Genomic DNA, 26,334 nt, shown 5'->3' on the forward strand with positions numbered 1-26,334 from the left:
GCTCAGCGCTGGAAGATGCGCAGCGAGGTGAGCACCTGATCGCCACCGCCCGGCGTGCGGATGTTGCCGATGCGCTTCAAGGTGGCGCTGTCATACACCGCGATGTCGCCCTGGGTGCCGCCGATGTACAGCTCCTTGCCGTCGCTCGACACATTCACGTTGTAGTAGGTGTGGTCGAGATCGACGCGGTCCATCTTGCCGGTCTTCGTGTTCACCTTCGTGAGCTGGGTATAGACGGTATAGGTTTCGTCGCGGCGCACCGGGTTCACCACGCTGGAGAACAGCACGACGCCGGCGTTCTCGAATTCCTTGAACTTCACCGTGTCCTTTTCGAGGTCCAGCGTCCAGATGCCGGCGCGCAGAGCAGACGGATCGCCTTCCGGCTTGTTCGCGTAAGCGACGTAGTAAGGCGTGGCGAACACATTGGTCTGTTCCCACTGCGGCCAGATCGCCAGCGTGTCCGGCTCGCCCTGTTCGCCGTTCTTCCAGCTGCGCCACGGGTGCTTGCCCTTGACTGCACCCGTCTGCGGGTCGAGCTTGAGCATGTCCCAGCTGAAGGCGTACAGCGTGTCGCCCTTGGCCGACCAGGCCAGCGTCGACACCCGGCGCGGCACCTTGAGCTTGCGTACCGGCTCGGCGTCGGTGCCGGCGTCGGTGCGGTAAATCGCGATGTAGGGATCGAGTACCTTGTACTCGCCCGGCAGCAGCTGGGTCGGGTTCACATAGACGGCCAGTTCCTTGCCGTCCGGGCTCAGGTCCATCGGGAAGGGCGATTTGCCACGGATGTCGCCGCCGGACAGTTCGGCGCGGAACACCTCCTTGCCGCTGTCCAGGTCGATGCCGGACACGGTTTCCCAGCGGTTGTGGATGACGTAGGCGGTCTTGCCGTCACGCGAATGCACCAGCGTGATCGGGCTGTTGCCCATCGAGGTGTTCGGGATGGTGTGCGTCTTCACCACCTTGCGTTCCTTCGCGTCCATCACGAACACGAGGTTGGGGCGTGCGGCGGTCACCAGATAGTCCTTGGCCGCGAGGGCGGCGGTCGGGAGGGCGCCGAACAGGGCGACGCCGGAGCTGGCGGCCAGTGCGGCCGCCGTGGTCTTGATCTTCATGGTCAGCAGTTCCTCTTGTACGTTCGCGGGCTTACTTCGGGAACACGCTCTGCAGCGCCTTCCAGTCGCGTGCAGCGTCGTCCTTGCCGGTGTTCCAGTCCGGGTAGTTGTGCAGCGTGTCCGGCACCTGGGCCGGCCACCAGCAAGGGTCGGAACAGCCGTACAGGTCGGCTTCCATCGGCTGACACAGGCCGGCCACGCCGAGGAAGGGATCCAGTTCCCAGCCCGGATCGAAGGTGGTGGCGCAGCCGGCGACGGCGGCGGTCATCGCAACCACCTTCTCGACCGCCTCGTCGTTCGGGGCGGCTTCGATCTGGTGGGCCTTGCGGTTCAGCGGTTTCAAGCGGTTCATAGTTCAGAGCTCCTGTTCGCGACGTGCTTGTGGAGGAAGGCGGGGTTCTTTTCGAGGATTTCGAGGTAGGCCTCGATGCCGAAATCGACCCACTCCCTGAGCAGTTCGCAGTAGTGATAGACCGGCGAATGCGGGTCGCTGAAGTTGGCGTAGGACTCGTGGTAACAGCCGCCGGAACACAGGTTGCGGATGCGGCAGGTCGAGCAGCCGCGCTCCGAGCGGTCAAGCGCGCCTTCGAGGAAGGCGCCCAGCTCCGCTTTCGCGATGCCGGTATCGACGTTGCCGAAGGTCGGCAGCTCGGAGCCGGTGAAGCGGTGGCAGAGATTCAGTTCGCCCTTGTGATCGACCGCCAGCAGCCCGATGCCGGCGCCGCAGGGCAGCGCCTTGCGACGGCCCTCGTACAGGTCGGACAGCATCTGGTGCATGTTCGAGAAGCCGATGTTGCGGCCCTCGACTGCCGCCTCGACGTACTCGCGGCCCAGCGTTTTCATCGCGTCGAACACCGCGCGCAACTCGTCACCGACCAGGTTGAAGGTGGTGATCGGATTGCTGGTGACCGGCGCGAAGCCCACTTCGGCGAAGCCGATGTCGTCTTTCAGGTGATGGTGGATGGCCGCCACGTCGGAATAGCCTGCGGTCAGCGTGACCCGCGCACCGACCGCCCGCGAGGTGTAGCGCGAAAGCAGCATGCGCGCCTTCTTCGCCACCACCTCGTAGGTGCCCTTGCCGCCTATCGTCTTGCGGCGCAGGTCGTGCACCGCCTGCGGGCCATCCATGCTGATCGAGATGCCGAAGGCGTGTTCGTTGAACCAGTCGGCGATCTCTTCGGTGAGCAGCGTGGCGTTGGTGGTCAGCGAGAAGTCGACCTGCTTGCCCTCCTCGCGGCAACGCTCTTCCGCGTAGGCGGTGACCGCCTTGATCAGCCGCATGTTCGACAGCGGCTCGCCGCCGAAGAACACCACGTTGACGCGGTCGCGCTTCGCCCCTTCCTTCAGCAGCAGCTCGATGCTCTTCTTCGCCTTGTCGAAGTCGAGCTTCTCGCCCTTGGACGGCGTCGTCAGGTCTTCCTTGTAGCAGTAGGTACAGCTCAGGTTGCAGCCGGTGTTCACGTTCAGCACGATGGTGCTGAGCGGAAACTCGGTCACGCTGATCCCGGCGCCGCGGTCGGCCACGGCGGGGTCGCCGCGCAGCACGCCCAGCGACTTCAGGTCCTCGATCGCGTCGGCGATCAGCGTCGGCGAGCCGCTGCCCGAGAAGCGCTGCAGCAGCTCCTCGAAACTGACGGTCGCCTTCGGCCGCACGAAATCGAGCACCTCGGTGGTCACGCCGTCGAGATCGAAGATGCCGGTGCTCGGCACGTGCAGCAGCACGCGCCGGCCCTTCACATCCACGTCGTGGAAGGCGTGCGTATCGACGTAAAGCAGGTTGGCTTCGGACATGGTGGCTGTTCCGGTGACGGCCCGCGCTCAGCGGATCGGGGGATCGTTGAAGCGCTGCACGGTGACGATCAGCGGCGCCGTGGCCTTGACCGTGCGCGTGCCGTCCTTGACCGCGGCGGTCACCTTCAGCTCGCCCGCGTTATTGGTTCGGTACTTGCGCTGCGGGTTGGGGCCGGCGTCATTGGTCATGAACAGGCCGGTCTGGTCGATGCGGCCGGCGAACTTCGCGTCCTTCATTTCCGCCGCCACCTTGTTCAGGTTGTCGAAGGACCAGGTCGCGGGCATTGCACCGAGCTGCACGTCGTCGGCCGTACCCTGCTTGCCGTCGGCGCCCACCGTGTAGGCCAGCGCTTCCAGCTGGGCCGGCACCTTGTTCATCGAGCCGCCGTTGCCGCCGACACGGGCCATCGGGTGGTCGGGCGTGATCTTCACGTAGTCGATGCGCTGATAGACCTTGAGCGCGTCGCCGCTGCGTGCGTTACCCACCTTCACCTCGCGCGGTCCGGTCACCGCGTCCTTCGCCGACTCGACCTCGACCACCACGCGCTCGGCGCTGCGCTCGGCTACCGACACCACCTTCACGCCATTGCCCAGGCTCACGTCGCCGTCGAGACCGACGCCGTTGATGACGAGGCGGCCGCGGGTACCCGCCTTCAGCGCGGCCGGCTGCACCGACAGCACCATCGGCGTGGCGCCGTCGGCGCGCACGGCGCGCAGCGTGCCGCCGATCGCGTCGTAACCGGACTCGAACCAGCGACCCGACAGCGAACGCCCCCCGTCGGCCAGCGTCATGACCTGGTTGATTTCGCGCTCGCCGCTCTTCAGCGTCGCGCGCCATTCGTGACCGGTGTAGACGAGTGCCGATCCGGTCAGCTGTTCGCTCGTGCCGTTCTCGTAGCGCACGGTCATGCTGACCGAATAGGCGTCGTTGCCGGTGCGCTTTACCGTGGCCGTACCTTCGTAGGCACCAGTTCCCGGCTTGTGGCCGACCAGGCGCCAGCTGCCGCTCGCGTCGGCCGGCTTCTGCGCCTTCCACGTGTTCCAGCTGTCGGACTCGAAGCCGTACACCTTGCCCAGTTCGACCGCGGCCTCGCCGGTGGCGATGTCGAACCAGTTGCGGTCGCGACCGCCAGCCTGGATCTCGATCGCCGGAAACTGACCGACATGGAAGTGCACCAGCTTGCGCCAGTCCGCCTCGGTGCGACGCTGTACCGCGATGCGGCCGTAGGAGTGGCAGCGCGCGCAGGTGTCGCCGATCAGCTTGTTCTCCGGGTGCTCGACCACGCTGGGCGTGCGGTCGACGATGTAGCGGTGCGCCGCCGACTCGTCCGGCGACAGGCCGTAGGCGTCCGACAGGTATTTGACGATGGCGCCGCGCTCGTCGTGGCTCAGCTTGACGCCGTGCGCGAAGGTCATGCGGGCGACCGTCATGTCCCAGCCTTCGGGCGTGCGGCGGCTTTCGCTGATGCGGTCCCACTTGCCGTCGCCCTTGGCGGAGTGACAGGACGCGCACTTGGTATTGACCAGCGCCTCGCCCGCCGGGGCGGCCGCGTAGGCGCCAGCGACGCAAAGCTGGGTGAGCAGGCCGGTGGCAAGCGCGAGCGCTCGCTGCGACCTCCTGTTGAGTACTGTTCTGTGCATCGAGTACCTCTTGAGTTGTTGGCCATGAATGCCGCCCGGTGGCGATGCGGCGTCTGTGGATCACGGCGCAGGCGGAGCTCGCCGGCCGTTGATCGACTATAGGAGTGGGGTCTGCGCGGGCGTTATCGCGAACCGGCCAGAGGTTCCGTTCGCACTATCAAGAATCGGCCCGTTCGTCCGGACGCCGGCCGGCGGTGTATTGCCGGGGGATGTGGGCAGGCCTACCATGGGTTTCAGAGGAGTCCGGGCGAGCCGGGCGGGTCCGGTCTGCGCGCCGGAACGCACGCCGATCCGCAGACACAGAGAACGCCGCCATTTTCCGAAGCGTCATCCGTCCTGCCAGACAGCATGGGTTGCGCCGATCACGAGCGGCGAAGGGAGTGAGCGTGAATACCGTTGAATCCACCCGCGAGATGCTGTCGCACGAACAGCCGGTCGGTCCCCAGGTGTGCTGCTTCGTCACCGAGGATCCCTGTCAGCACGCGGACAGCCTGCCGCAGTGGTCGCAGGAATACCTGCAACTGACCAGCGGTGAGTTCCGCGGCCGCATCGTCGAAATGTCGTCCGGCCCGGTGCAGCTGTTCCGCGAATCGATGGACCAGGTGATCGACGAGAAGGGCCATCCGCGGCCGTCGTCCTACACCTTCGGCGTGCCGATCAACGTGCATCCGGACGGCTACTGGCAGGCGCAGGAGGTGCGCCGCGACAGCCTGCTCACGCTGCTGCCGGGCGAGGAACTTCACTTCCGCACACCGCGGATGTCGGACATCTTCGTCGCCGTGATCGACGCCGACACGCTGGATGGCTACGCCGAATCGGTGCTCGGGCGCGAAGTCGCGAGCGTGGTGGCGCGGACGCAGATGCAGACACTGCAGTCAGGTGCGGCGATGCGCTACCGGCAGGTGCTGCACGAGGTGATGTGCTGCGTGCAGTCGACACCCGAGGTGCTGCAGCACGCGGCCTCCTGTCAGGCGGTATCGGAATCCATCATCAATGCATCGCTCACCGCGCTGCTGTCGATTTCCGAGCGACCCGAGCGCAGCCGCGGCGGCCACGCCATCCACCGCGCCATCGTCGAACGCGCCCGGCAGTACATCCTTGCCAACCGCGACGCGCCACCATCGGTCAGCGACCTCAGCGTGCATCTGAAGATGAGCCGGCGCGGCCTGCACCATGCCTTCATGAACGTGCTGGGCATCAGCCCGGTCACCTTCCTGCGTTACGTGCGCCTGCACGGCGTACGAAAGGACCTGCTGCATGGCGGCCCGGACATGTCGGTCAGCAGCGCCGCCTGCAAATGGGGCTTCTGGCACATGGGCATGTTCTCGTCCTACTACAAGGCGCTGTTCGGCGAGTCGCCGTCGTCCACGCTGAAGCGACCGCCGCAGGTGCGGGCGCAGCCGTGGTCGTCGGGCACCGGCGACTGGCCCTTCCCCGGATTGTCGGACTGAAAAAAACGGCCGCGACGCGAGGAGAGCGTGCGGCCGTCAAGGATTCCCCCGGAGGCGGAATCCGCGAGGTCATAGTCGGTGCTTCAGAAGGTGCGCTTCACGTAGATCAGCCACTTGCTGTCGCCGGTGTCCTTGCAGCGGATGCCGTTGTCGCAGATGGTGTAGAAGTTCTTGTCCGCGTTGGTGTCCACATACGCCACCGCCGCCTGCCAGCCCCCTTCGAAGTTCTTCGTCACGCCCACCTTCCAGTCGGTGAAGTCGTAGTCGTCGTAGTTCTTCACCTTCTGGTGACCGACGTGAACGTTGGCGATCCACGACGGCATGAACTCGTAGTTCGCGTTCAGCTCGATGTAGTCCGATCCGTCCGAATCCGCGCCGAAGGACTTCTTGCTGAAACCGAAGTAGTCGGTCACCGCGTACGAGTACTTCAGCTGGATGAACTTCCACGTCACCGCCGCGTTCAGTTCCAGCGTGTTCAGGGTTTCGGTGCCCCCACCTGCCAGATCGAGCTTGCCGCCCGGGAAGATGAACTGCAGGAAGCCGACGTCGAAGGTCCAGTCGTCCACTGTCTTCGCGAAGCCGCCATAGACGTCGATCTCGCCGGTCGCGTTCGACAGCGCCAGGTCGCTCACATTGGTGCCCCAGACGCCCAGGTAGGCGCCACTCTCGTGGGCGAGGTCGAAACCGCCCTGCACCGCCGGATTCTCCTGCGTGTAGCTGATGCCGCGGAAGATGTACTGCGAGAACAGGCCTACGTTCGCGCTGACGGTATAGGCCGGTGCCGCCGCTTCTTCGGCGTGCACCGTGACGGATGCTGCGCACAGCGCCAACGCGGCGAGCGGGAGACGGATGAAGTTTGTGTTCATGATGTCGACCTTTCGGAATGTGCTCCGTGCGCGCGAACGCTTGCCGCGCACCGGAGGAAGTTCGTTCGAATGCGGATGCCTTGAAAAAGACCCGGTACATGCGGCGCAGGAGGAGCCGCCCCGCATGTACCGGCCAAGGTGAGGACGGTGTGCGCCGCCCCTTCAGCGCTGGCCCGCGCGGACTCGGGCCAGTGTGTGCCTGTAGCGCGCCCAGACGTAGGCGTCCATGACCATGACGGCATAGACGAAAAAGCCGCCGGCATGGCGCCCGACGAAGGAATGCTCGGGCGTCGTCATGTGCCAGCTGACGACGCCGAGGCTGAGCGCGAAGAACAGCATGATCCACGCCCGCACCAGCATGCCGTTCAGCACCTGCCCCATGCCGGGCAGCAGCAGCGCGGCAGCGAGCACGAAGAACGGATGCGGTGGGCGCGAGGCGGTCGATGCGGTGGCGGATGTCATGCGGCTCTCTCCAGTTTCGTGACTTTCAGCGACGAGGCGATACGCAGTGCGGCGTCGAGCAGCGGCTGCAACAGTTCCGGCTCGATGCGCGTTTCGTCCGGCAGCAGAGAGCGCAGCACCAGGTAGTGCGCACGCTGCACGCCGCCGACGCGGAACACGATGCGCACGCCGCGCGGGCTCACCAGCAGTTCCTTGAACGAGGGCACGTCGATCAGGCTGCCGGCCGCTTCGCGCAACGCATTCAGCGGTAGCCGCAAGCCGGCCGGACTCACCTTGGCGATCTGGTGAACCGGCCAGTCGGCGGGCAGATCGATGCGCTCGTCCATGCTGTCCGAGGCGGACCAGAACTCGATGTTCTGCGGCCGCATCAGCAGGTCGAAACTGCCGCCCACCGGCAAGGGCGTGCGCAGCGTCACCGACAGCCACAGCGACGGCACCTTGCGGTAGCCGACGTGATCGAGCATGGCCTGCAGCTCGAACTGCGCACCGTCGTAGCGGCCGCTCAGGCGCGGGTACTCGGCGCCCGAATCGACCACCGAGACGGCGTCGAACATGCCGGCGCAGTCGTCGAACACCGCCGCGCGCTCGTCGCGGAACTGCTGCTGCGTGCGCCGTTGCCACCACGCGAACAGCCCGCCGCCGAGCAGCAGCGCCGCCATCGTCGCGAGCGTCATCAGTAGCCCTTCGGACGCGGCCACGGCATCGTGAATTGTTCGCCGCGCTTCACGTAGGGATAGCGACGCACGACGAACCAGATCGACACCAGGATGTAGAAGGCCATGATGGACAGCAGCGATGTGCCGTAGCCCAGATAGGTCGCGAAGTAGGTCGCGCCGCACAGCAGGCCGAGCACGATGCAGGGCAGCGGGTGGTAGGGATGCACGTAACCGCGCTCGATCGACCCCAGCGGCCACAGCCGGCGGAAGCGGACGATGTTGAAGGACATGAAGGTGTAACCCAGCAGCCCCGACAGGATGGAGAAGGTGATCACCTGATCGAGCAGCCCGGTAAAGGCGAAGGACACTGCGATCGGGATCAGGAAAAGGATGGCGCGGTAAGGCGTGCGGTAGCGCGGATGCACGGCACCGAACCAGTGCGGCATGTAGCGGTCGCGCGACATCGAGAACCAGGCACGCGAGGCATCGTTGATGCAGCCGTTGGCCGACGCGATGGCCGCGAACATGGTGCCGATGAACAGGATCACCTCCAGCTCGACATTGCCGGTCAGTCGCGCGGCGTCGTACAGCGGCGTCGTCGCCTGGCCCAGGTACTCCCACGGAATGAGGCCGGTGCAGATGTACCAGGTGAGCGAAGCCGCGATCAGCAGCGTCATCATGCCGCCCATCGTGCCGAGCGGAATCGAGCGGCCGGCCGAGCGCACTTCCTCCGCCGCCTGGCAGGTGCCTTCGATGCCGAGGTAGTACCACATGCCGAACTGCAGCGAGGCGAGCACGCCGATCCAGCCGTAGGGCAGATCGGTCAGCAGTTCGCTGTGGCGCAGCACGCTCTCGCCGCCGGCGATGCCGGTGGTGCTGAAGAACAGCACCAGGATGGCGAGCACGGCGAAGGCGGTGATGACGAAGTTCACCGTCAAGGTCATGAACACGCCGCGGTAGTTCAGCCAGGCGAGGAAGGCGATCGTCAGCACCACGAAGGGCTTGGGGTCGAGTTCCGCACCGTACTGTGCGGCCACCGCATGCAGCAGGTCACCGACCACCAGCGCGTCGGCCGCCTCCAGCATGGTGTAGGCCATCACCAGATAGAGGCCGACGTTGAAGGCCATCAGCGGCCCGATGATGTGCTTGGCCTGCGTGTACTGACCGCCCGCCGCGGCGACCGTTGAGGTCACCTCGGAATCGATCATCGCCACACAGGTGTAGAGCAGGCCGATCACCCAGCAGGCGATCAGTGCGCCATAGGCGCCGCCCTTCGCCACCGAGAAGTTCCAGCCCATGTACTCGCCGACCAGCACGATACCGACGCCCAGTGCCCATACGTGCACCGGGCCCAACACTTTCAGCAGTGAAATCTTCTCCTGCTTCCCTGCCGCTGCAGTTGCAGTTCCCATCTTGTTCTCCCGTCTTCACGCACGCCGTTGTGCGTGGTTCGAACCACCGATCACTCGTCGCCTTCGCGCGAGCTGAGCAGGAAGTCTTCGCCGTAGGTGGTGCTGACGAAGCGCGCATCGACCAGCATCCAGCCGACCAGCACGATCGAAATGCCCCAGGCCGCGTATTCCAGTGCCGTCCAGAAATCCATGACTCAGTCCTCCTTGCCGGCGCGCGGGCCGAAGCGCTCGTTGATGACTTCGCGGTACTCGCGGTCGGACACCTTGAGCACGAAGAAGAAGTAGACGGCAATCACGGCGACCGTGATGCCGAGCGACCACGGTTCGATCTCGTAGCTGAACTTCTTGCTGACGATGGGCTCGGCCGACTCGGCATCGAAGCCGAGCTTCTGCCACTGGGCGGCCATCGTTTCGTTCTGCTTCATCGCTTCCCAGGTGGCGACCGGCTTCTCGGCCGGCGCTTCCGATTCGGCGGCGGTGCCGCCGAGCAGCAGCGGCGCGAGCAGGCTCAGATACACCAACGCGAGCACGACCATGGCGTCGACGAACTGACCGAAGCCCTTCTGCACAGGGGGTTTGTAGGCGTTGCGGGACATGTGTGCGCTCCTCAGCCGATGTCGACGTGAGCCGGACGCAGTGCGGCCTTGCGGGCACGGGCGCGGTGTTCGTCGAGGTGGTGGATGTCGATGCCGTAGATGTGTTCGCGGTCTTCGGCGTAGTGACGAAGCATGGCGATCACCGATGCCGTGTTGAACAGCAGTACGAGCGCGCCGGCCACGGTCAGCACGATGCCGACGGGCGAGCCGAGGAAGCCGTGCGGGACGGCGAAGTACACATAGCCCAGCGCAAGCCACAGACCGAGCAGGGCGCCCAGAGACATGGCCTTGTCGCGACCGAACATGCTGTTGATGCGGCGTTCGAGCGCGGGGTTTGCGGGGTGTTTGCTTTTGCTTTGATCCATCTTGCTCTCCTCCTTTATGGGTGCATTTTTTGATGGGATGAAATCGTCAGCAGCAGATGTGGAACGTCGGATGTGCGGTGGTGGGTTCTCCTCGGAAAAGCGTCTGTGGGTGTTGCGTCGTTCAGGCCTGCGACTTCGAGAAAAGCTGGATCACGGCGACCCCGCTCACGATAAGGGCGATGCCCGCGAGCGCGGCCGCATCGAGTCGCTGACCGAATGCGATGAGGCCGATTATTGATATCGCGACGATGCCGACGCCCGACCACACCGCGTAGGCGATGCCGATCGGTATGGTCCTCAGCGACAGCGACATCAGAGAGAAAGCGATGACGTAGCCGACGACCGTGAACGCCAGAGGCAGCGGACGTGACAGACCCTCCACCTGTTTGAGCGCACTCGTTGCAATGACCTCTGCAACGATGGCGCCCAACAGGAAGAGCCAGCCGGTCACGTCCGCAGACTCCTCATGGCGGCGTGGATCAGTAGCCGTTGTGGCCCGGGATCCAGCTGGTGCCCGCCAGCGGGATGCGCGCCATGGCGGCGGCTTCCAGCGTCAGGGCGACCAGGTCTTCGCGCTCCAGGTGATGCACGTTCTGCTTGCCGCAGGCACGGGCGATCGTGGTCAGTTCCATGTTCAGCGTCTTCAGGTAGTTCTTGACGCGACGGGCGCCGACGTCCGGCTGCAGGCGCTGTTCGAGCACGGAATCCTGCGTGGTCACGCCGACCGGGCACTTGCCGGTGTGGCAGTGGTGGCAGAAGCCGGGCGTGGTGCCGAGCGCGTCGTAACCTTCCAGGGCCGACATGTGCTGACCGTTCTGGATGTAGGTTTCCGAGTTACAGCCGAGCGCGTACAGGATGCCCTGACCGATGGCGACCGCGTCGGCACCCATGGCCAGCGCCTTGGCGACATCGGCGCCGCTGCGGATACCACCGGACACGATGAGCTGCACTTCGCCCTTCATGTTCAGGTCTTCCAGCGCGTCGACCGCCTGGCGGACTGCGGCCAGCGTCGGGATGCCGATGTGTTCGATGTAGCAGGTCTGCGTCGCCGCGGTACCGCCCTGCATGCCGTCGACCACCACCACGTCGGCGCCGGCATGAACAGCCAGCTTGACGTCGTTGAAGGTGCGGGTGGCACCGACCTTCACGTAGATCGGCTTTTCCCAGTCGGTCAGTTCACGCAGTTCCTGGATCTTGATCGCCAGATCGTCAGGACCGGTCCAGTCCGGGTGACGGCAGGCCGAGCGCTGATCGACGCCCTGCGGCAGCGTGCGCATCTTGGCCACGCGCGGGTTCACCTTCTGGCCCAGAAGCATGCCGCCGCCGCCCGGCTTGGCGCCCTGGCCGATCACCACTTCGATGGCGTCGGCGCGACGCACGTCGTCCGGGTTGAAGCCGTAACGCGACGGCAGGCACTGGTACACCAGCGTCTTCGACGAATTGCGCTCTTCCGGCGTCATGCCGCCGTCACCGGTGGTCGTGGTGGTGCCCATCTCGGTGGCAGCACGGCCCAGCGATTCCTTCACGTTGGCCGACAGCGCGCCGAAGCTCATGCCGGCGACGGTGATCGGGATGTCCAGCTCGAGCGGCTTCTTGGCGAAGCGGGTGCCGAGGATGGTCTTGGTGACGCACTTCTCGCGATAGCCTTCGAGCGGGTAACGCGACAGCGAACCGGCGAGGAAGACCAGGTCGTCGAAATGCGGCAGCTTGCGCTTGGCGCCCATGCCGCGGATTTCGTACAGGCCGTGCGCCGCCGCGTTCTGGATGTAGTCGATGACGCTGCGGTCGAAGCTGGCGGACTCCTCGCGGGAGACGCGCTTGAACGATACGGGTTTGATGTCCATGTTGAGTCCTTGATGTATCCGTGTCTGCACCGGAGGAAGCACCGGGTCGTCCCAAGCTTCCTCGCCGCCCCTCGGGGCCCGGAGCGGCGACGCCGCTCCGTGTGGGTCAATACTCCTGGTTCGCGTCGGCGTTCCAGTGGTACAGGGAACGCGCAGAAGCGATGCGCTTGAAGCTCTTCGGGTCGTGCTCGAGACCGGCCTTGGACAGCAGTTCGGCCAGCGTCGCGTAGTCAGCGTCGGTCATGTCCTCGAAGCGCGCATCGGCACCGAGCGACTTGACGTTGCCGCGCAGGTAGATGACGGCTTCGTACAGCGAGTCGCCGAGCGCGTCGCCGGCGTCGCCACAGATGACCATGTGGCCGGCCTGGGCCATGAAGCCCGAGAAGCTGCCGACGCTGCCGCCGACGACGATGTCGCCGCCCTTGAGCGAGATGCCGCAGCGCAGGCCGGCGTCACCGTCGATCACCAGCAGGCCGCCGTGGGCGGTGGCGCCGGCGCCGTTCGAGGCGAAGCCCTTCACGTGCACCGTGCCGCTCATCATGTTCTCGGCGACACCGGTGCCGGCGCTGCCGTGGATGACGACGCGGGCGTGCTTGTTCATGCCGGCAGCGTAGTAACCCGCATGGCCATGCACCTCGACCGTGACCGGCTGGTTGAGGCCGACCGCGATGTTGTGCGCGCCGTCCGGGTTCAGCACCGAAATGTGGCGCTTGTCGCCCTCCTCAAGACCCTTGTGCAGGAAGGTGTTCATCTCGGTCAGCGACGAGCTGGCGAGATCAAAGGTCATGCGTTCCATACGTACATCTCCTCGGGCGCGGGTTCGAACACGTTGGCGTGCTTGACGCCAGGCAGGTGGGCCAGCGAACGGAACTCCGACGCGATCGCGACGTAGTCGTCGGTTTCGGCCACAACGGCAGGCTTGCAGGCGAAGGGATCGCGGATCAGCGCGAGCTTGTCCGGCGTACCCATCAGGAAGGTGAAGAAACCGTCCAGTTCGTCGAAGCCCTTCTGCAGCGCGACTTCCAGATCGTCGCCTTCACGCAGACGCCATTCGAGGAAGCGGCAGGCGGCTTCGGTGTCGTTGTCGGTTTCGAAGTGGATGCCGGCCGGCGTCAGCTTGCGGCGGATCGAGTTCGGGTTCGACAGCGAACCGTTGTGCACCAGGCAGAAGTCTTCGCCGGCGGTGAAGGGGTGTGCGCGATCCGGCGTCACCGCCGATTCGGTCGCCATGCGGGTGTGACCCACCAAGTGCGAACCCTTCATCGACTTGAAGTCGTAGCGGTCGGCCACCTGGGCCGGCGTGCCGATGTCCTTGTACAGGTCGATGGTGCGACCGGTGCTCAGGATGTGCAGCTTCGGATGGTTCTCGCGCAGCCAGCGCTTGACCAGTTCCGGCGACACGGCGAAGGACAGCACGGCATGGTTGTGCTTGACGTCGATGTGCGCATCAACATCGAGGTGTTCCTTCAGCGCGTGCGTCAGACCGTGCCAGTTGAAGTCCGCACCGTCGTCGGTGAGACCCGAGTACAGGCTCAGCTTGCGCGAGTTCTCAGCCAGCGTGTCGCCGAACACGGCCAGACCCGCCGAGTCCGGACCACGCTCGGTCATGCCGATCAGCATGGGCACCATCAGTTCGCCCAGGCGTTCCTTCAATGCCGGTGTCTTGACCAGCAAACCCACGATTCCACACATAACAGTTCTCCGGGGATGATCAGAAGAATTCGAGGTAGCTGTTCACTTCCCAATCGGAAACGTGACGCATGTACTCGACCCACTCCATATGCTTGAGACGCAGGAACTCATCGACGACCGGACCCAGAGCACCACGGATCACTTCGTCCTTTTCGAGCGCCACCAGCGCCTCATGCAGGTTCTGCGGCAGTACGCGGATGCCGGCGGCATCGAGCTGCGCCTGGCTGTAGTCGTACAGGTTGTCGTTCTGCGGCGCGCCCGGATCGAGCTCGTTGATCACCCCGTCCATGCCGGCGGCGATGACCGCGGCCGTCGCGAGGTAAGCGTTGCAGGAAGCGTCCGGCAGGCGCAGTTCCAGGCGGCCGCCCGGGCTGCGGATCATGCCGCTGCGGTTGTTGCCGCCGTAGCAGATGTAGGCCGGTGCCCAGGTGGCGCCGGTCAGCGAACGACCGACTACCAGGCGCTTGTATGAATTGACCGTCGGGCAGCACAGCGCAGCCAGTGCCGGCGCGTGCTTGAGCAGGCCGGCGGCCCAGTGGTAGGCCAGCTTGGACAGGGCGAGGCCGTTCTTGTCCGACTTGTCCTCGAACAGGTTGCGCTTGCCGTCGCCGATGCTCATGTGCATGTGCAGGCCGTTGCCCGGGCGGTTCGAGAACGGCTTCGGCATGAAGGAGCAGATCAGGCCCAGTTCGGCGGCGATCTCGGCGGCACCCATCTTGAAGAAGGTGTAGTGATCGCAGGAGGTCAGCGCGTCGGTGAAGGTGTAGTTGATCTCGAACTGGCCGTTCGCGTCTTCGTGGTCGATCTGATAGACGTCGATGCCGACCGCGCGCAGCGATTCGGACAGGCGCTCAAGGAAGACGCGGGCGCGCGACAGGCCCTTGTAGTCGTAACAGGGCTTGGACAGCGTGTCGCCCGGGTCAGCCGGCAGGATCTTGCCTTCGACCTTGCGCAGCAGCGAGAACTCCGGCTCCATGCCGGTGAAGAAGGTCCAGCCGCGTGCGGTGATCTGCTCCAGCTGCTTCTTCAGCACGACGCGGGTGTCGTACTCGTGCGGCTTGCCATGGGTGTGACCGTCACAGGCGATGCGGGCGTAGCCCGGCTGCCAGGGCACCAGCGACAGCGTCGACGCGTCGCCGACGGCCATGTAGTCGGCGTCGACATTGGGCGTCATGCCCATGCCCCATATCGCGAAACCGGCGAAGCCGGCGCCATCCGTGACCACGGTCTTGTAGTGCTCGGCCGGAACCGACTTCGTCTTGGCCGAACCGTGGATATCCACGAACTGCGCGAGGATGTACTTGACCTCGTTTTCCTTCAGGAACTGCTGTGCTTCGCTGGGTGACATCACATTCCCTCCCTGTCCAAACGGCTCTGATCCCACTGATTTGCGTCAGCTTCGATGACGCGCTCTTTGCTTGTTATTGCTGTGCAATCCGCCCGAGTGCATCGAGGCCGACTGCTCCACCTCCGAGATCCGCAGCCACCTCGACCAGCGTGGCCCACAGATAGCCGCCGTAGGTGCCGTCGCACCACAGGCGGAAATACGTGCCGTCGGCGCCGTCGAGCGCGATCGCGGTGACGCCGACGCCGACCATCGAGGTCATCACCAGCGGTTGCGCGCTCGGCGACAGGCTGGCGAAGTCGAAGGCGCAGGTCTGGCGGGTCAGTTCGATCGCGTTGCGGCCGGTGATCACCAGCGCGGCGTCGTAGCGCGGCACCGGATAGACGCCGGCGCCCGGCGCGGTGGCGAGCATCGTGGCGGCGCGACTGCCGCCGGCGACGTCCTCGACCAGGAACTCGGTATTGCCCATGCGCAGCACCAGCGTGCCGTCATCGAGTCGCAGATAGCTGTTCGGCCGTTCCGGCGTGGCGATGCCGAGCGCGTTGAGCCAGGCGGCGGCGCCCGGTCCCTTGACGCCGGCACGGCGGCGGAACGACAGGTCGCCGATGCCGGCCAGCGGCACACGTGCAGCGTCGGCCGAACCGTAGGCGGCGACGCTCTGCATCGTTTCGACCTGGGTCCACTTCGCCGCGTGCGGCGCCTGTTCGTCGAACAGCGGACTGATGCGAGTAGGGGCGAAGGGGGCGTTCATTCGATTTCCTTCTGGCGTTCGTCTTTCGGGTCGAAGAAGGGCGTGCTGCAGACCTCGGCCGCGACCATGCTGCCGTCCGTGATGCGGATCGAGAACGGCGTACCCGGCTCGGTCATGCTGGGCAGCACGAAGGCCAGACCGATGTAGCGACCGACGTGCGGGCTCCACGAAATGCTGGTCACGCGGCCGGCGATGTCACCGTTCTCGATGATCAGGTGGCATTCCTTGGGCACTTCGCCGCTGTAGTTCTCGGCCAGGCGGAAGCCGACCAGCTTGCGCTTGAGCGGCATCTTCTTGACGATCTGCAGCGAGCGCTTGCCGGTGAAGAAGGGCTTGTCGAGCTTGACCGCCCAGTCCATGCCGACCTCGAACGGATTGGTCAGGCCGTCGGTGTCCTGGCTCACGATCAGGTGGCCCTTCTCCAGGCGCAGCAGACGCTGGGCCTCGACACCGAAGGGGCCGATGCCCGCCGATTCCCCGGCCTTCATCAGCGCGTCCCACAGCGTCGGGCCGTATTCGGCCGGCACGTGGATTTCGTAGCCCCACTCGCCGACGAAACCGACCCGCATCATGCGCACCGGAATGCCGGCGACGCTGCCGCTGCGCACCGCCAGGTAGGGGAAGGCCGCCGACGACAGGTCCATGTCGGTCAGCTGGGCCAGTACCTTGCGCGACGCCGGGCCGGCGAGGTTCATCGCCGAGTACGAGCCGGTCAGGTTGATCAGGCCGCAGTCCAGCTTCCACTCGATGTTCAGTCGCGACAGTTCGCGATAGACAGTGGCCGCACCCGAGCTGGTGGTGGTGAAGTAGAAGACGTCCTCGGCCACCCGGGCCACCACGCCTTCGTCGCTCAGCACGCCGGACTCGTCGCACATGACGGCGTAGCGCGTGGCGCCCACCTTCATGTTGTCGTAGCGGCCGGTGTAGCAGCGGTTCAGGAACTCGGCCGCCTGCGGACCGCGGATTTCCAGCTTGCCCAGCGTGCCGACGTCGATCAGCGCGACAGCGGTGCGCACGCGGCGCGCTTCTTCGCGGATGCAGTCGATGCGCGACTTGCCCTCGACCGCGTAGTACTCCGGACGCTCCCACGCGCCGGCCTGCATGAACACCGCACCGAGCGCGGCGTGGCGGCCGTGCAGCGGCGAATGACGCTGCGGGCTGAAGCCGCGACCGGCCAGATGCGACAGCGGCACCGGGTGGAAGAAGGGGCGCGCGGTCGTGGTACCGACCTGCTGCGGCGACTTGCCGGTCAGGCGAGCGAGGATGCGCAGCGCCGTCATGTTCGAGTGCTTGCCCTGGCTGGGGCCCATGCCGACGGTCGAGAAGCGCTTCAGCAGCTCGATGTTGTCATAGCCTTCCTGCACCGCGTTCTCGAAGTCCTTCACCTGCAGGTCTTCGTCGAAATCGACGAAGTTCTTGCCATCCGGGTGAGCGACGATGGGCCAGGCATGCGACGGCGACTCGGTCTCGGCCGGCACGTCGACACTGCCGGCTGCGCCGTGACCGGCGTGCGCCGCGGCGGCCAGACCGGCGCGCTGGCCGTCGGCGACGCGCGATTCCAGCTTGAACACGCCATTGACGCGACCACAGGCGAACACGCCTTCCGGCAGCTGGTCGGGCACGAACTGCTGCAGCAGCTCGTCGAAACGCATCTTGGTGCCGGCCTGGTACAGCAGGTTGGCAGCCGGCGCCCAGCCGGTGCTCATGGCCAGGCCATCACAGGCTATGCGACGCTGCGAACCGGACACCACGCGGCCCGAGCCGTCGATGCGGCAGGCGGTGATGCCAGCCAGTTCGCCCTTGCCGTCGGCGTGTGCTTCATAGACGGCGTGGCCGGCGAGGATTTCGACACCCTTGGCGCGCAGTGCGTCGGCCTGTGCCGACGGCGGCACGCTGGCGCGCATGTCGAGCACGGCAGCGACGCTGGCGCCGGCGGCGATCAGGTCGAGCGCAACGCGGTAGCCGTCGGCATTGGCCGCCAGCACCACCGCGTTGCCCGCCGGCTTGACGGCGTAACGATAGATCAGGCGCTGCATCGCCGAGCCGTTCATGACGCCCGGCAGATCGTTGTTGCGGAACACCGCCGGCTGTTCGAAGGCACCGCTGGCAACGATGACCGCCTTGGCGCGCATCTTGGTCATCTTGTCGGCGTCGATCAGCGGCACCCACTGGTCGGCGTAATAGGCACCGGCGTAGGTACCTTCGAGCAGACGGATGTTGGCGTGCGCCTTCACCTTGTCGAGCAGCGCGCGGGTCTGCTGACGACGGATGGCGTCGCCGCCGAGCTGATAGAGGCCGCTGCCACCGGCGCGTGCGTTTTCATCACAGATCACCACGCGGGCACCGGCATCGGCGGCCGACAGCGCGGCGGACAGGCCGGACGGACCGGCGCCGATCACCAGCACGTCGCAAAAGTCGTAACGCTTGGCAGTGCGGATGTGCGGCGTCGAGAAGTCGACCACGCCGAGGCCGGTGATGCGGCGGAACACGCGCTCCCACATCGGGAACAGGCGCTTGTTGTGGAAGGCCTTGTAATAGAAACCGACCGGCAGGAAACGGGCGAACATGCCCAGGTGACGCGCGCGGTCCTTGGCCAGACCGCCGAAGGTGTTCACCGCGGTCAGGTCCATGCCTTCGCGCACGGCGACCACGTCGCCGCGGGTGTTCAGCTTCTGGCCGTCCTGCACCATCACGTTCACGTCATGGTTGGCGGCGGACAGGATGCCGCGCACACGGTGATACTTGAAGCTGCGGCCCTGGCTGCGCTGACCGGCCGCCCACAGCGCGCTGGCGATGCTGTCGCCGGCGACACCTTCAAAGGCGCGACCTTCAAAACGGAACCGGACAGTGCGGCTGCGATCGAGCCACTCGTCGGGCATTGCGGGCAGGCGCATCACTTGTCTTCTCCATGCAGATAGGTGCGCAGCACCTTGTCCTTTTCGGTATCGCGCTCAGCGATGAACCAGGTGTTCGACGGCGTGTGACACCACCACTCCTTCTTCACGCCGGGTGCGCCGTTGCGGTTGAACACGTAGTCGGCCCACTGCTCGTCGGTGCAGGTGTCGGCGTCGGGTGCCGGACGGATTTCGCCCCAGTAGGCGAACTCCGAAATCGGACGCGTGCCGTTCATCGGACAGGTCATCAGTTTCATGTCGTCGTCTCCGCTCTCTGTTCGGCGCTCAGTGACCCACGCTCGCCGCACCCTTCTCGCCGGTCAGCGAGTAGTTGCGGAAGCGGTCGAGCGAGAAGCCGGTGATCAGCTCGTGCGGCTTGTCATTGACGGCGGTCCAGGCCATGGTCTTGCCGCAGACCGGCGTCGCCTTGAAGCCCCAGGTACCCCAGCCGGAATCGAGGTAGAAGCCTTCGACCGGGGTCAGACCCATGATGGGCGCGAAGTCCGGTGTCATGTCGGCCATGCCGGCCCACTGGCGCACCACCTTGGAGTGCGACAGGAAGGGGAACATGTCGAGCAGGTGAGCGGCGAGGCCTTCCGGGAAGTCCAGCGTCGACCGCGTCGATTGCACTTCGTACGGATCGAGCGAGGCGCCCATCACCAGTTCGCCGCGGGCGCTCTGGCTGACATAGATGTGCAGGCTGCCGGACACCAGGATGGTGTCGAGCCAGGGCTTCATCGGCTCGCTCACCATGGCCTGCAGCGGATGCACGAAGATCGGCGTCTTGAAGCCCACCATGTCGGTGATGCGCGGCGTGAAGCCGGCGACCGCACAGATGACCTTGTTGGTCGAGATGAAACCCTTGGTGGTGTGTACACCGACCACCTTGCCGCCCTTGACCTCGATGCCGGTCACTGCGGTCTGCTGGTGGATTTCGGCGCCGCGCATGTCGGCGCCGCGGCCGTAACCCCAGGCCACCGCGTCGTGACGGGCCACCGCACCTGGCGCGTGATACAGCGCGCCCTGGATCGGCGCGTGGCCGCCACAGGACAGATCGATCTGCGGGGTCTGGCGCTTCACCTCTTCCGGGCCGACCACTTCGGACGCGATGCCGTAGTGCTTGTTCACCTCTGCACGCCAACGCATCGTGCGCATCGCGGAGTCGGTGTGGGCCAGCGTGAAGTGGCCGCGCGTCGAGTAGAAGAGGTTGAGATCGAACTCGGTAGACAAGTCCTGCCACAGCTGGACCGACTTGTCGTAGAACTTGACGCCTTCGGGCGTCAGGTAGTTCGAGCGGATGATGGTGGTGTTGCGGCCGGTGTTGCCGCCACCGATATAGCCCTTTTCGAGCACCGCCACGTTGGTGATGCCGTGATCACGGGCGAGGTAGTAGGCGCTGGAGAGGCCGTGGCCACCCCCGCCGATGATCACCACGTCGTACGAGGGCTTGAGCTTGTCGTGAGCCGTGAACATCCGCGGTTCCGGATGGGACTTCGACAGACCGAATCGCAATAGGCGCCAGGGCATGTGCTTTCCTGTAGTCCAGACTGAAAGGGTGTCGCTTCTGCTGCAATGCAGCGTGTTTCGGGTGAAGCAACTTTTTTTCGAATCATGAACCTTTTTGTACCCAAGTCAACTTAAATTCTTCTTATGAAACCCCGCGTGTAAGATAACGGTCACAAGGGACAGGTAGAGGCCCAGTCTGGAGGCGGAAAAGCAATGAGTACACAAGACAGCGTCATGGAAGGCGAGCTGGAGCGCTACCTCGGAAACACCATCCGGGAGCTGCGCCGGGCGCACGGCCTGACGATTGCCGACATTTCGGAGCGGGCCGACATCAGCCGCGGCATGCTGTCGCGCATCGAGAACGGTCAGACCGCGACCAGCCTCGACGCGCTGTCACGCATTGCACGCGCGCTCGGCGTGTCACTGTCGGCGCTGTTCAAGAACTACGAGACGGAGGGCGGCGGCGCGCAGCTGATCAAGGCCGGCGAGAGCATGGAAGTGGCCCGCCGCGGCACGCGCAGCGGTCACACCTACCACCTGCTGTCCTACCACCAGGGCCCGACCAAGCTGTTCGAGCCTTTCCTGATCACGATCGAGCAGGAAAGCGAAACCTTCCCGGTGTTCGAACACCCGGGAACGGAATTCATCTACATGCTGGAAGGCCGCATCGAATACCGCCACGGCAAGACGGTGTACGACCTGCAGCCGGGCGACGCGCTCACCTTCGACGGCAACGTGCCGCACGGCCCGGAAAAGCTGACCAAGGTGCCCATCCGCTTCCTGTCGATCACGATCTACCCGGAAGCGGGGCATGAGTGAGTGTGGCGGGGGCTGGAGGCTAGGGGTCAGGGGCTGGAGAGCGCCCTGACCTGCTCCTCTGAGCTCAGGCGACGATTTCTCTTGATGTAATGGTGTAGCTGAAGCCGGCGGGATCGAGGCTGTCCAGGCGGCCGGCGGCGGTTTCGCCCTGCGGGTACATCAGGAAGGGCACGGCGGCGCCGTTCGACCCCGGCAGTGCGATGTCGTGAGCGACGTTGTAGGCCAGCCAGTTCATTTCCCACGCGCCGAAAAGCTTCTTGCGCGCGGCGACGACGACGTCGTCCTTCAACGTCAGCCCCGGACGCTCTTCCAGAACCACCTTGCGCACGTCGGCCGGATCGACCGGCACCCAGCCGTAGCCGGCCAGCCACACCTCGGCGCGGCAGTGCTGCGCCTTCGTGATGTCGCCGCTCTTGCCCAGGCTCTTGTAGCCGAATTTCGAATCGGCCACGCGGATGCCATAGACATCGCGCGCCGGCAGTCCGACCGAACGTGCGAGGCCGACGAACAACGCATTCAGGTCGGCGCACTTACCCGACAGGTTGCCGCTTTCCAGCATGCTGCGGATGTCGCCCAGCCCGCAACCACGCGTCTTCGGATTGCGTTCGGTGTTGTCGCAGATCCACTCGTACAGCGCACGGGCGCGCTCGACGTCAGTCTTCGCGCCGCGCGTCGCCTTCTGCGCGGTGTCGAGCACGATGCCGTCGGTCGGCAGCAGTTCGGTCGCCTGCGTGAACAGGCGCCGCTCGGCCGCGTCGAGCGGGGGTACCGCACCCGGCGCAGCGAAATCGATCGCGCGGTCGCGGGTGGCGAAGCGGCTGACCACCTCGATTTCCGGCGCCGCCTGCCCGGCGCTCCACTGCGCGACCAGCATGCGTGCGCCATAGACCGTGTCCTCGGCCACACCGGCGCGCGCGGCGTTGCCGCTCCATTCGTTGCCCAGCGTACGGATCCAGTCGTCGTTGTTCAGCGACGGCAGCGGAATCCACACCGTCACCGCCTGATCGCTGGTCGCTGGCGTCACCCGGGTCACCACCTCAAAGGTGCGCCAGCCACTTGCCGGCGACGGATCGAAGCCGGCCGGGGCGGCGCGCAGTGCGCCGGGCAGTGAGGCAGACAGGCCGGCCAGCGCACTGGCGTGAATGAAACGACGACGATCCATGGACATTCTCCAGACGAAATTCAATCAGCGCATCAGGCGCTGCAGCTGTTCGCGCACCGCCGATGCGTTCCAGTCGACCACACCCTGCGCCCGCGCCACCACGCGATGCCGGCTGTCGAGCACCACGGTGTAGGGCAGCAGGCGCGCGCCCCAAGCCTTGCTGATGCGCTGCTCGCGGTCGAACAGCAGCGGCAGCGCGACACCGGCCTGATCGAGGAAACGGCGCGCATCGGCGTCGCGGTCGGCGACGGCGATGGTCAGCACTGCGACTCCGCGGTCGGCGAGCGCCTGCAGCGCCGGCATTTCCTCGCGACAGGGTTCGCACCACGACGCCCAGAAATTCACCAGCACCGGACGACCGGCGTAAGACGCGAGCCGTGCCGCAAGGTTCGCGTCGCCGCCCTGAGGCAGCGCCGCCGGCTCGACCGGCGTCAAGGCGGCCGCACAGAACGGCGCCGAGCACAGCGCCAGCAGGCAGGCGACCAGGCGACCGGCACGCAGAACGGACGGGAACATGTGCGCACGAAGGGTGTGTCGAAGCGCGCAGTGTAGTGGCAGCCAGCGCGCATTTCACCCGCTGGGCACCGCAGTCCCTGCTGTCACGCCCCTGTCACCACCCCGTCACCAGCCTGCATTGGGCGGCGATGACACTGTCCACATGCGTCGCGACGATCCCCGCACCGACATCGCCTTCACCGTCGAACGCCTGCAGGCGGCGGACGAGGCATTGCGCATTGCCGTCGTGACCGAGACCTGGCCGCCCGAGGTCAATGGCGTGGCGATGAGCCTGAAACGCATGGTGGACGGCTTGCTCGCGCGCGGGCATCGGGTGCAGCTGATCCGGCCGAAGCAGCACGCGACCGACGCGCCACTGCGCGACGGCCCGCTGCGCGAGGTGCTGGCACGCGGCGTGCCGATCCCGAAATACGGCAGCCTGCGCGTCGGTCTGCCGGCCAAGCAGAAGCTGGCCCGGCTATGGACGCTGGAGCGACCCGACCTCGTGCACCTGGTCACTGAAGGCCCGCTCGGCTGGTCGGCGATGGCGGCGGCGCGCAAGCTCAAGCTGCCGGTGACCAGCGACTTCCGCACCAATTTCGACGCCTACAGCGCGCACTACGGCATCCGCTGGCTGAAACGGCCGATCGCCGCCTACCTGCGCCGCTTCCACAACCTCGGGCACGCCACCTTCGTGCCGACGCAGGCGCTGCAGGCGCAGCTGACTGACTGCGGCTACCGCAACATCGAAGTCGTGTCGCGCGGCGTCGATACCGCGCTGTTCTCGCCGGCACGCCGCAGCCAGGCACTGCGCGCCGCCTGGGGCGCCGCGCCGGACGATCTGGTGGTGGCCTTCGTCAGCCGCCTTGCACCGGAAAAGAACCTCGATCTGGTCGCCCGCGCTTTCGAGGCGCTGCGCCGCGAGCGGCCGGATGCGCGCATGTTGTGGGTCGGCGACGGCCCGGCGCGCGAAACGCTGGCGCAGCAGTATCCGCACCACCTGTTTGCCGGCATGCGCAGCGGCGAGGACCTGGCCACGCACTACGCCAGCGCCGATCTGTTCCTGTTCGGCAGCCTGACCGAAACCTTCGGCAACGTGCTGACCGAGGCGCTGGCCAGCGGACTGCCGGTGGTGAGCTACGCCCAGGCGGCCGCCGCCGAACTGATAGAACCGGGCCGCAACGGCCTGCTGGCGCCGCCGGCGGACGAAGCGGCCTTCATCGAACAAACCCTGCGCGCCGGCCGCGACGACGGCCTGCGCACGGCGATGGCGACCGGCGCGCGACGCAGCGTCGAGCAGCTGGACTGGAACAGCGTGGCGGAAACCTTCGCCCGCCGGCTGCGCAACGCCGTCAGCAGCGCCGAAACCCTGCGCCGGGCACGCGACGACGCCTTCTGAAGGCCTGCCGGTGCCGCTCCGGGCGCCGTATACTCGCGGTTTTCCCGCTACCGGCACGCCCTCCATGTCCGTCCTCATCTGCGGCTCCATCGCCTACGACAACATCATGGTCTTTCCGGACCGCTTCAAGCACCACATCCTGCCGGACCAGATCCACATCCTGAACGTGTCCTTCCTGGTGCCGGACATGCGGCGCGAGTTCGGCGGCTGCGCCGGCAACATCGCCTACAACCTGAAGCTGCTGGGCGGCGAACCGCTGATGATGGCCACCGTCGGTCAGGACGCCGGCCCCTATTTCGAGCGCTTCGCCGCGCTCGGCATCCCGGTCACCCACGTGCGCCGCGTCGATGACGCCTTCACCGCGCAGTGCTTCATCACCACCGACCTCGACGACAACCAGATCACCGCCTTCCATCCGGGTGCGATGAGCTTTTCGCACGAGAACCGGGTCGGCGACGCACAGGGCGTGAAACTGGGCATCGTCGCCCCCGACGGCCGCGACGGCATGCTGACGCACGCGCAGCAGTTCGCCGACGCCGGCATCCCCTTCGTGTTCGATCCGGGTCAGGGCATGCCGATGTTCAACGGCGACGACCTGCTGCACTTCCTCGAACTGGCGACCTGGTGCACGGTCAATGATTACGAGGCGCGCATGCTGTGCGACCGCACCGGCCTCAGCGAAGCGCAGATCGCCGAGCGCGTCGACGCGCTGATCGTCACCCGCGGCGGGGAAGGTTCACGCGTGTATCACGGCAGCTCGGTGACCGAAGTGGCCTGCGTGCCAGCCGACGAGTTGCTCGATCCGACCGGCTGCGGCGACGCCTATCGCGGCGGCCTGCTGTACGGCCTGTCGCGCGGCGCCGATGTCGTATCGTCGGCCCGCCTGGCGTCGGTGATGGGTGCGATCAAGATCGCCAGCCGCGGCGGTCAGAACCACGCGCCGACGCGTACCGAGATCGAGCGCCGCTTCCGCGCCACCTATGGCAGCGCGCTCGATTTCTGAACGAGAGCACGGAAACAACTGCTCACGATTGCAGCACCGCCGGTTCATTGCCGGCGCGTTAAATGGAACGGTTTGCCGGCATCGTGCCGGCAATGATCCGACGGAGAGATGAAATGAATCGCTTGGCGCTTGCCGCGCTGATGATGGCCGGCCTGGTGCTGGCCGGCTGCCAGTCCAGCCTGTCCGGTGACACCTATTCGCGCGATCAGGCGCGGCGCGAAATGTCTGTGCGCATGGGCACGGTCGAAGCCGTGCGCGCGGTCACCATCGAAGGGACCAAGTCGCACGTCGGTACCGCCAGCGGTGCCGCCATCGGCGGTCTGGCCGGCGGACGCGGTTCGACCGCAGGCGCCATCGCCGGCGCGGTGGTCGGCGGTGTCGCCGGTGCATTGATCGAGGAAGGCGCGACCCGCCGTTCCGGTCAGGAAATCACGATACGTCTGGACAGCGGCAACGTGATCGCCGTGGTGCAGGAAGGCGACGAGAAGTTCAATCCCGGCGACCGCGTGAAACTGGTCGGCTCCAGCGGCAACACGCGCGTCAGCCGCTACTGATGTCCGTCTGCATGTGCGGCAGCGGCCGCGATGCAGACGCCTGCTGCGCGCGCTTCCATGCCGGCGAAGCGGCGCCGACGCCGGAAGCGCTGATGCGCTCCCGCTACAGCGCCTTCGTGCTCGATCTGCGCGACTACCTGCTGGCGACCTGGCACCCGACGACGCGTCCGCCCGCGCTGCCGCCGCCTGAGCCGGGCCTGAAATGGCTCGGGCTGGAGGTGAAGCGCAGCGCACTGCAGGACGCCGATCACGGCACGGTCGAATTCGTCGCCCGCAGCAAGCTGGGCGGACGGGCACATCGCCTGCACGAGAACAGCCGTTTCGTGCGGGAAGACGGCCGCTGGTACTACGTCGATGGGGATTTCGCGCGCTGAGCGCGACTGACGGCCGGAGATTCGGTTTCAGAGGCCCCGCTGCCGGCAGCGGGACGGTCCTCTGACCGCGTCAGTGCGGATAAACGGGCACCGCAGATGATGACGGGCGCCGTCGCGGGACGAGCACTCCCACAAGGTCTTGCA

At 66.0% G+C, this 26,334-nt stretch carries 28 protein-coding genes; 6 read left to right on the top strand and 22 right to left on the bottom strand.

Translation table 11 applies throughout. From position 1 onward, the window contains the following. Positions 1-2: 2 nt before the first annotated feature. Genes peaD through peaA form a run of 4 tightly spaced genes read right to left on the bottom strand, consistent with a single transcriptional unit; the run spans position 3 to position 4,544 of the window. Complete coding sequence (gene peaD / locus METFAM1_RS0112410) at positions 3-1,112, bottom strand: quinohemoprotein amine dehydrogenase subunit beta (RefSeq protein ID WP_019915607.1); 1,110 nt, start codon at positions 1,110-1,112, stop codon at positions 3-5. Positions 1,113-1,143: 31 nt separating this feature from the next. Then, positions 1,144-1,464 (bottom strand): quinohemoprotein amine dehydrogenase subunit gamma, encoded by a 321-nt coding sequence (qhpC, locus tag METFAM1_RS0112415; RefSeq protein ID WP_019915608.1) that lies wholly within the window; start codon positions 1,462-1,464, stop codon positions 1,144-1,146. Next, positions 1,461-2,903, bottom strand: a complete 1,443-nt coding sequence (gene peaB, locus METFAM1_RS0112420; protein ID WP_019915609.1) for a quinohemoprotein amine dehydrogenase maturation protein — start codon at positions 2,901-2,903, stop codon at positions 1,461-1,463. Before peaB ends, qhpC begins: the two co-directional genes overlap by 4 nt. Positions 2,904-2,930: 27 nt before the next feature. Beyond that, positions 2,931-4,544, bottom strand: coding sequence for a quinohemoprotein amine dehydrogenase subunit alpha (gene peaA, locus METFAM1_RS0112425; RefSeq protein WP_019915610.1), 1,614 nt, complete (start codon positions 4,542-4,544; stop codon positions 2,931-2,933). A 386-nt stretch (positions 4,545-4,930) separates the two neighbouring features. Here peaA and METFAM1_RS0112430 point away from each other — a divergent pair, with 386 nt between their 5' ends. After that, complete coding sequence (locus tag METFAM1_RS0112430) at positions 4,931-5,995, top strand: helix-turn-helix domain-containing protein (protein ID WP_232419751.1); 1,065 nt, start codon at positions 4,931-4,933, stop codon at positions 5,993-5,995. A gap of 83 nt (positions 5,996-6,078) precedes the next feature. On the opposite strand, the gene METFAM1_RS0112435 is transcribed toward METFAM1_RS0112430, so the two are convergent. The 16 genes from METFAM1_RS0112435 to METFAM1_RS0112510 all read right to left on the bottom strand — a co-directional run bounded on the left by METFAM1_RS0112435 (position 6,079) and on the right by METFAM1_RS0112510 (position 20,405). Then, positions 6,079-6,861, bottom strand: a complete 783-nt coding sequence (locus tag METFAM1_RS0112435) for a TorF family putative porin (protein WP_024300673.1) — start codon at positions 6,859-6,861, stop codon at positions 6,079-6,081. A gap of 162 nt (positions 6,862-7,023) precedes the next feature. Beyond that, the gene (locus tag METFAM1_RS0112440; protein WP_019915613.1) at positions 7,024-7,323 is read right to left on the bottom strand and encodes a hypothetical protein; all 300 of its coding nucleotides are present in this window, start codon (positions 7,321-7,323) and stop codon (positions 7,024-7,026) included. After that, positions 7,320-7,997, bottom strand: a complete 678-nt coding sequence (locus tag METFAM1_RS0112445; protein ID WP_019915614.1) for a hypothetical protein — start codon at positions 7,995-7,997, stop codon at positions 7,320-7,322. The genes METFAM1_RS0112440 and METFAM1_RS0112445 overlap by 4 nt, the downstream gene beginning before the upstream one ends. Continuing rightward, complete coding sequence (locus tag METFAM1_RS0112450; RefSeq protein ID WP_024300674.1) at positions 7,997-9,391, bottom strand: APC family permease; 1,395 nt, start codon at positions 9,389-9,391, stop codon at positions 7,997-7,999. The genes METFAM1_RS0112445 and METFAM1_RS0112450 overlap by 1 nt, the downstream gene beginning before the upstream one ends. A 50-nt stretch (positions 9,392-9,441) precedes the next feature. Continuing rightward, complete coding sequence (locus METFAM1_RS21050; RefSeq protein ID WP_019915616.1) at positions 9,442-9,582, bottom strand: hypothetical protein; 141 nt, start codon at positions 9,580-9,582, stop codon at positions 9,442-9,444. A 3-nt stretch (positions 9,583-9,585) separates the two neighbouring features. Then, positions 9,586-9,987 carry a hypothetical protein gene (locus METFAM1_RS0112460; protein ID WP_019915617.1) on the bottom strand — a complete coding sequence of 134 codons (402 nt, stop codon included), beginning with the start codon at positions 9,985-9,987 and terminating at the stop codon, positions 9,586-9,588. Between the two features lie 11 nt (positions 9,988-9,998). Then, on the bottom strand, positions 9,999-10,352 hold the full coding sequence (locus METFAM1_RS0112465) for a hypothetical protein (protein WP_019915618.1): 354 nt from the start codon (positions 10,350-10,352) through the stop codon (positions 9,999-10,001). A gap of 121 nt (positions 10,353-10,473) precedes the next feature. Next, entirely contained in the window at positions 10,474-10,803 is a 330-nt protein-coding gene (locus METFAM1_RS0112470) for a DMT family transporter (protein ID WP_019915619.1), read from the bottom strand. Positions 10,804-10,831: 28 nt separating this feature from the next. Beyond that, the gene (locus tag METFAM1_RS0112475) at positions 10,832-12,196 is read right to left on the bottom strand and encodes an FMN-binding glutamate synthase family protein (RefSeq protein WP_019915620.1); all 1,365 of its coding nucleotides are present in this window, start codon (positions 12,194-12,196) and stop codon (positions 10,832-10,834) included. Between the two features lie 106 nt (positions 12,197-12,302). Continuing rightward, positions 12,303-12,992 (bottom strand): protein glxC, encoded by a 690-nt coding sequence (locus METFAM1_RS0112480; protein WP_019915621.1) that lies wholly within the window; start codon positions 12,990-12,992, stop codon positions 12,303-12,305. After that, positions 12,980-13,888, bottom strand: coding sequence for a class II glutamine amidotransferase (locus tag METFAM1_RS0112485; RefSeq protein ID WP_020163141.1), 909 nt, complete (start codon positions 13,886-13,888; stop codon positions 12,980-12,982). Before METFAM1_RS0112485 ends, METFAM1_RS0112480 begins: the two co-directional genes overlap by 13 nt. Before the next feature lie 19 nt (positions 13,889-13,907). After that, positions 13,908-15,236 (bottom strand): type III glutamate--ammonia ligase, encoded by a 1,329-nt coding sequence (glnT, locus tag METFAM1_RS0112490; RefSeq protein WP_019915625.1) that lies wholly within the window; start codon positions 15,234-15,236, stop codon positions 13,908-13,910. Positions 15,237-15,309: 73 nt separating this feature from the next. Beyond that, positions 15,310-15,984, bottom strand: a complete 675-nt coding sequence (locus METFAM1_RS0112495) for a hypothetical protein (protein ID WP_019915627.1) — start codon at positions 15,982-15,984, stop codon at positions 15,310-15,312. Continuing rightward, a complete protein-coding gene (locus tag METFAM1_RS0112500) occupies positions 15,981-18,878 on the bottom strand; it encodes a 2Fe-2S iron-sulfur cluster-binding protein (protein ID WP_019915628.1) in 2,898 nt (965 codons plus the stop codon). Before METFAM1_RS0112500 ends, METFAM1_RS0112495 begins: the two co-directional genes overlap by 4 nt. Then, entirely contained in the window at positions 18,878-19,135 is a 258-nt protein-coding gene (locus tag METFAM1_RS0112505) for a sarcosine oxidase subunit delta (protein ID WP_019915629.1), read from the bottom strand. The genes METFAM1_RS0112500 and METFAM1_RS0112505 overlap by 1 nt, the downstream gene beginning before the upstream one ends. Before the next feature lie 28 nt (positions 19,136-19,163). After that, complete coding sequence (locus METFAM1_RS0112510; protein ID WP_024300675.1) at positions 19,164-20,405, bottom strand: FAD-dependent oxidoreductase; 1,242 nt, start codon at positions 20,403-20,405, stop codon at positions 19,164-19,166. 213 nt (positions 20,406-20,618) lie between these two features. Between METFAM1_RS0112510 and METFAM1_RS0112515 the strand changes: the two genes are divergently transcribed. Next, positions 20,619-21,203 (top strand): type II toxin-antitoxin system RelB family anti-toxin, encoded by a 585-nt coding sequence (locus METFAM1_RS0112515; RefSeq protein WP_019915631.1) that lies wholly within the window; start codon positions 20,619-20,621, stop codon positions 21,201-21,203. A 64-nt stretch (positions 21,204-21,267) separates the two neighbouring features. Here the strand turns inward: METFAM1_RS0112515 and METFAM1_RS0112520 are convergent, their stop codons facing one another. Further along, complete coding sequence (locus tag METFAM1_RS0112520; RefSeq protein ID WP_019915632.1) at positions 21,268-22,365, bottom strand: transglutaminase-like domain-containing protein; 1,098 nt, start codon at positions 22,363-22,365, stop codon at positions 21,268-21,270. 24 nt (positions 22,366-22,389) lie between these two features. Continuing rightward, positions 22,390-22,881: a TlpA family protein disulfide reductase gene (locus METFAM1_RS0112525; protein ID WP_019915633.1), complete on the bottom strand. Its 492-nt coding sequence runs from the start codon at positions 22,879-22,881 to the stop codon at positions 22,390-22,392. 142 nt (positions 22,882-23,023) lie between these two features. Between METFAM1_RS0112525 and METFAM1_RS0112530 the strand changes: the two genes are divergently transcribed. The 4 genes from METFAM1_RS0112530 to METFAM1_RS0112545 all read left to right on the top strand — a co-directional run bounded on the left by METFAM1_RS0112530 (position 23,024) and on the right by METFAM1_RS0112545 (position 26,190). Next, positions 23,024-24,259, top strand: coding sequence for a glycosyltransferase family 4 protein (locus METFAM1_RS0112530; RefSeq protein ID WP_019915636.1), 1,236 nt, complete (start codon positions 23,024-23,026; stop codon positions 24,257-24,259). A 64-nt stretch (positions 24,260-24,323) separates the two neighbouring features. After that, positions 24,324-25,262 (top strand): carbohydrate kinase family protein, encoded by a 939-nt coding sequence (locus METFAM1_RS0112535; protein WP_019915640.1) that lies wholly within the window; start codon positions 24,324-24,326, stop codon positions 25,260-25,262. A gap of 113 nt (positions 25,263-25,375) precedes the next feature. After that, positions 25,376-25,816, top strand: a complete 441-nt coding sequence (locus METFAM1_RS0112540) for an outer membrane lipoprotein (RefSeq protein WP_019915641.1) — start codon at positions 25,376-25,378, stop codon at positions 25,814-25,816. Continuing rightward, positions 25,816-26,190, top strand: coding sequence for a YchJ family protein (locus METFAM1_RS0112545; protein WP_019915644.1), 375 nt, complete (start codon positions 25,816-25,818; stop codon positions 26,188-26,190). Before METFAM1_RS0112540 ends, METFAM1_RS0112545 begins: the two co-directional genes overlap by 1 nt. The last annotated feature ends 144 nt before the right edge of the window (positions 26,191-26,334 follow it).

The organism is Methyloversatilis discipulorum (assembly GCF_000527135.1).
Taxonomy (GTDB): domain Bacteria; phylum Pseudomonadota; class Gammaproteobacteria; order Burkholderiales; family Rhodocyclaceae; genus Methyloversatilis; species Methyloversatilis discipulorum.

Bases quoted from the DNA above. Each gene is read 5' to 3' on its own strand.
- METFAM1_RS0112445 (WP_019915614.1), bottom strand. From the start codon at position 7,997: ATGACGCTCGCGACGATGGCGGCGCTGCTGCTCGGCGGCGGGCTGTTC.
- METFAM1_RS0112520 (WP_019915632.1), bottom strand. From the start codon at position 22,365: ATGGATCGTCGTCGTTTCATTCACGCCAGTGCGCTGGCCGGCCTGTCT.
- METFAM1_RS0112505 (WP_019915629.1), bottom strand. From the start codon at position 19,135: ATGAAACTGATGACCTGTCCGATGAACGGCACGCGTCCGATTTCGGAG.
- METFAM1_RS0112440 (WP_019915613.1), bottom strand. From the start codon at position 7,323: ATGACATCCGCCACCGCATCGACCGCCTCGCGCCCACCGCATCCGTTC.
- glnT (WP_019915625.1), bottom strand. From the start codon at position 15,236: ATGTCACCCAGCGAAGCACAGCAGTTCCTGAAGGAAAACGAGGTCAAG.
- METFAM1_RS0112485 (WP_020163141.1), bottom strand. From the start codon at position 13,888: ATGTGTGGAATCGTGGGTTTGCTGGTCAAGACACCGGCATTGAAGGAA.
- qhpC (WP_019915608.1), bottom strand. From the start codon at position 1,464: ATGAACCGCTTGAAACCGCTGAACCGCAAGGCCCACCAGATCGAAGCC.
- METFAM1_RS0112480 (WP_019915621.1), bottom strand. From the start codon at position 12,992: ATGGAACGCATGACCTTTGATCTCGCCAGCTCGTCGCTGACCGAGATG.
- METFAM1_RS0112540 (WP_019915641.1), top strand. From the start codon at position 25,376: ATGAATCGCTTGGCGCTTGCCGCGCTGATGATGGCCGGCCTGGTGCTG.
- METFAM1_RS0112525 (WP_019915633.1), bottom strand. From the start codon at position 22,881: ATGTTCCCGTCCGTTCTGCGTGCCGGTCGCCTGGTCGCCTGCCTGCTG.
- peaB (WP_019915609.1), bottom strand. From the start codon at position 2,903: ATGTCCGAAGCCAACCTGCTTTACGTCGATACGCACGCCTTCCACGAC.
- METFAM1_RS0112515 (WP_019915631.1), top strand. From the start codon at position 20,619: ATGGAAGGCGAGCTGGAGCGCTACCTCGGAAACACCATCCGGGAGCTG.
- METFAM1_RS0112460 (WP_019915617.1), bottom strand. From the start codon at position 9,987: ATGTCCCGCAACGCCTACAAACCCCCTGTGCAGAAGGGCTTCGGTCAG.
- METFAM1_RS0112530 (WP_019915636.1), top strand. From the start codon at position 23,024: ATGCGTCGCGACGATCCCCGCACCGACATCGCCTTCACCGTCGAACGC.
- METFAM1_RS0112510 (WP_024300675.1), bottom strand. From the start codon at position 20,405: ATGCCCTGGCGCCTATTGCGATTCGGTCTGTCGAAGTCCCATCCGGAA.
- METFAM1_RS0112535 (WP_019915640.1), top strand. From the start codon at position 24,324: ATGTCCGTCCTCATCTGCGGCTCCATCGCCTACGACAACATCATGGTC.
- peaD (WP_019915607.1), bottom strand. From the start codon at position 1,112: ATGAAGATCAAGACCACGGCGGCCGCACTGGCCGCCAGCTCCGGCGTC.
- METFAM1_RS0112500 (WP_019915628.1), bottom strand. From the start codon at position 18,878: ATGCGCCTGCCCGCAATGCCCGACGAGTGGCTCGATCGCAGCCGCACT.
- METFAM1_RS0112465 (WP_019915618.1), bottom strand. From the start codon at position 10,352: ATGGATCAAAGCAAAAGCAAACACCCCGCAAACCCCGCGCTCGAACGC.
- METFAM1_RS0112435 (WP_024300673.1), bottom strand. From the start codon at position 6,861: ATGAACACAAACTTCATCCGTCTCCCGCTCGCCGCGTTGGCGCTGTGC.
- peaA (WP_019915610.1), bottom strand. From the start codon at position 4,544: ATGCACAGAACAGTACTCAACAGGAGGTCGCAGCGAGCGCTCGCGCTT.
- METFAM1_RS0112475 (WP_019915620.1), bottom strand. From the start codon at position 12,196: ATGGACATCAAACCCGTATCGTTCAAGCGCGTCTCCCGCGAGGAGTCC.
- METFAM1_RS0112545 (WP_019915644.1), top strand. From the start codon at position 25,816: ATGTCCGTCTGCATGTGCGGCAGCGGCCGCGATGCAGACGCCTGCTGC.
- METFAM1_RS0112495 (WP_019915627.1), bottom strand. From the start codon at position 15,984: ATGAACGCCCCCTTCGCCCCTACTCGCATCAGTCCGCTGTTCGACGAA.
- METFAM1_RS0112450 (WP_024300674.1), bottom strand. From the start codon at position 9,391: ATGGGAACTGCAACTGCAGCGGCAGGGAAGCAGGAGAAGATTTCACTG.
- METFAM1_RS21050 (WP_019915616.1), bottom strand. From the start codon at position 9,582: ATGGATTTCTGGACGGCACTGGAATACGCGGCCTGGGGCATTTCGATC.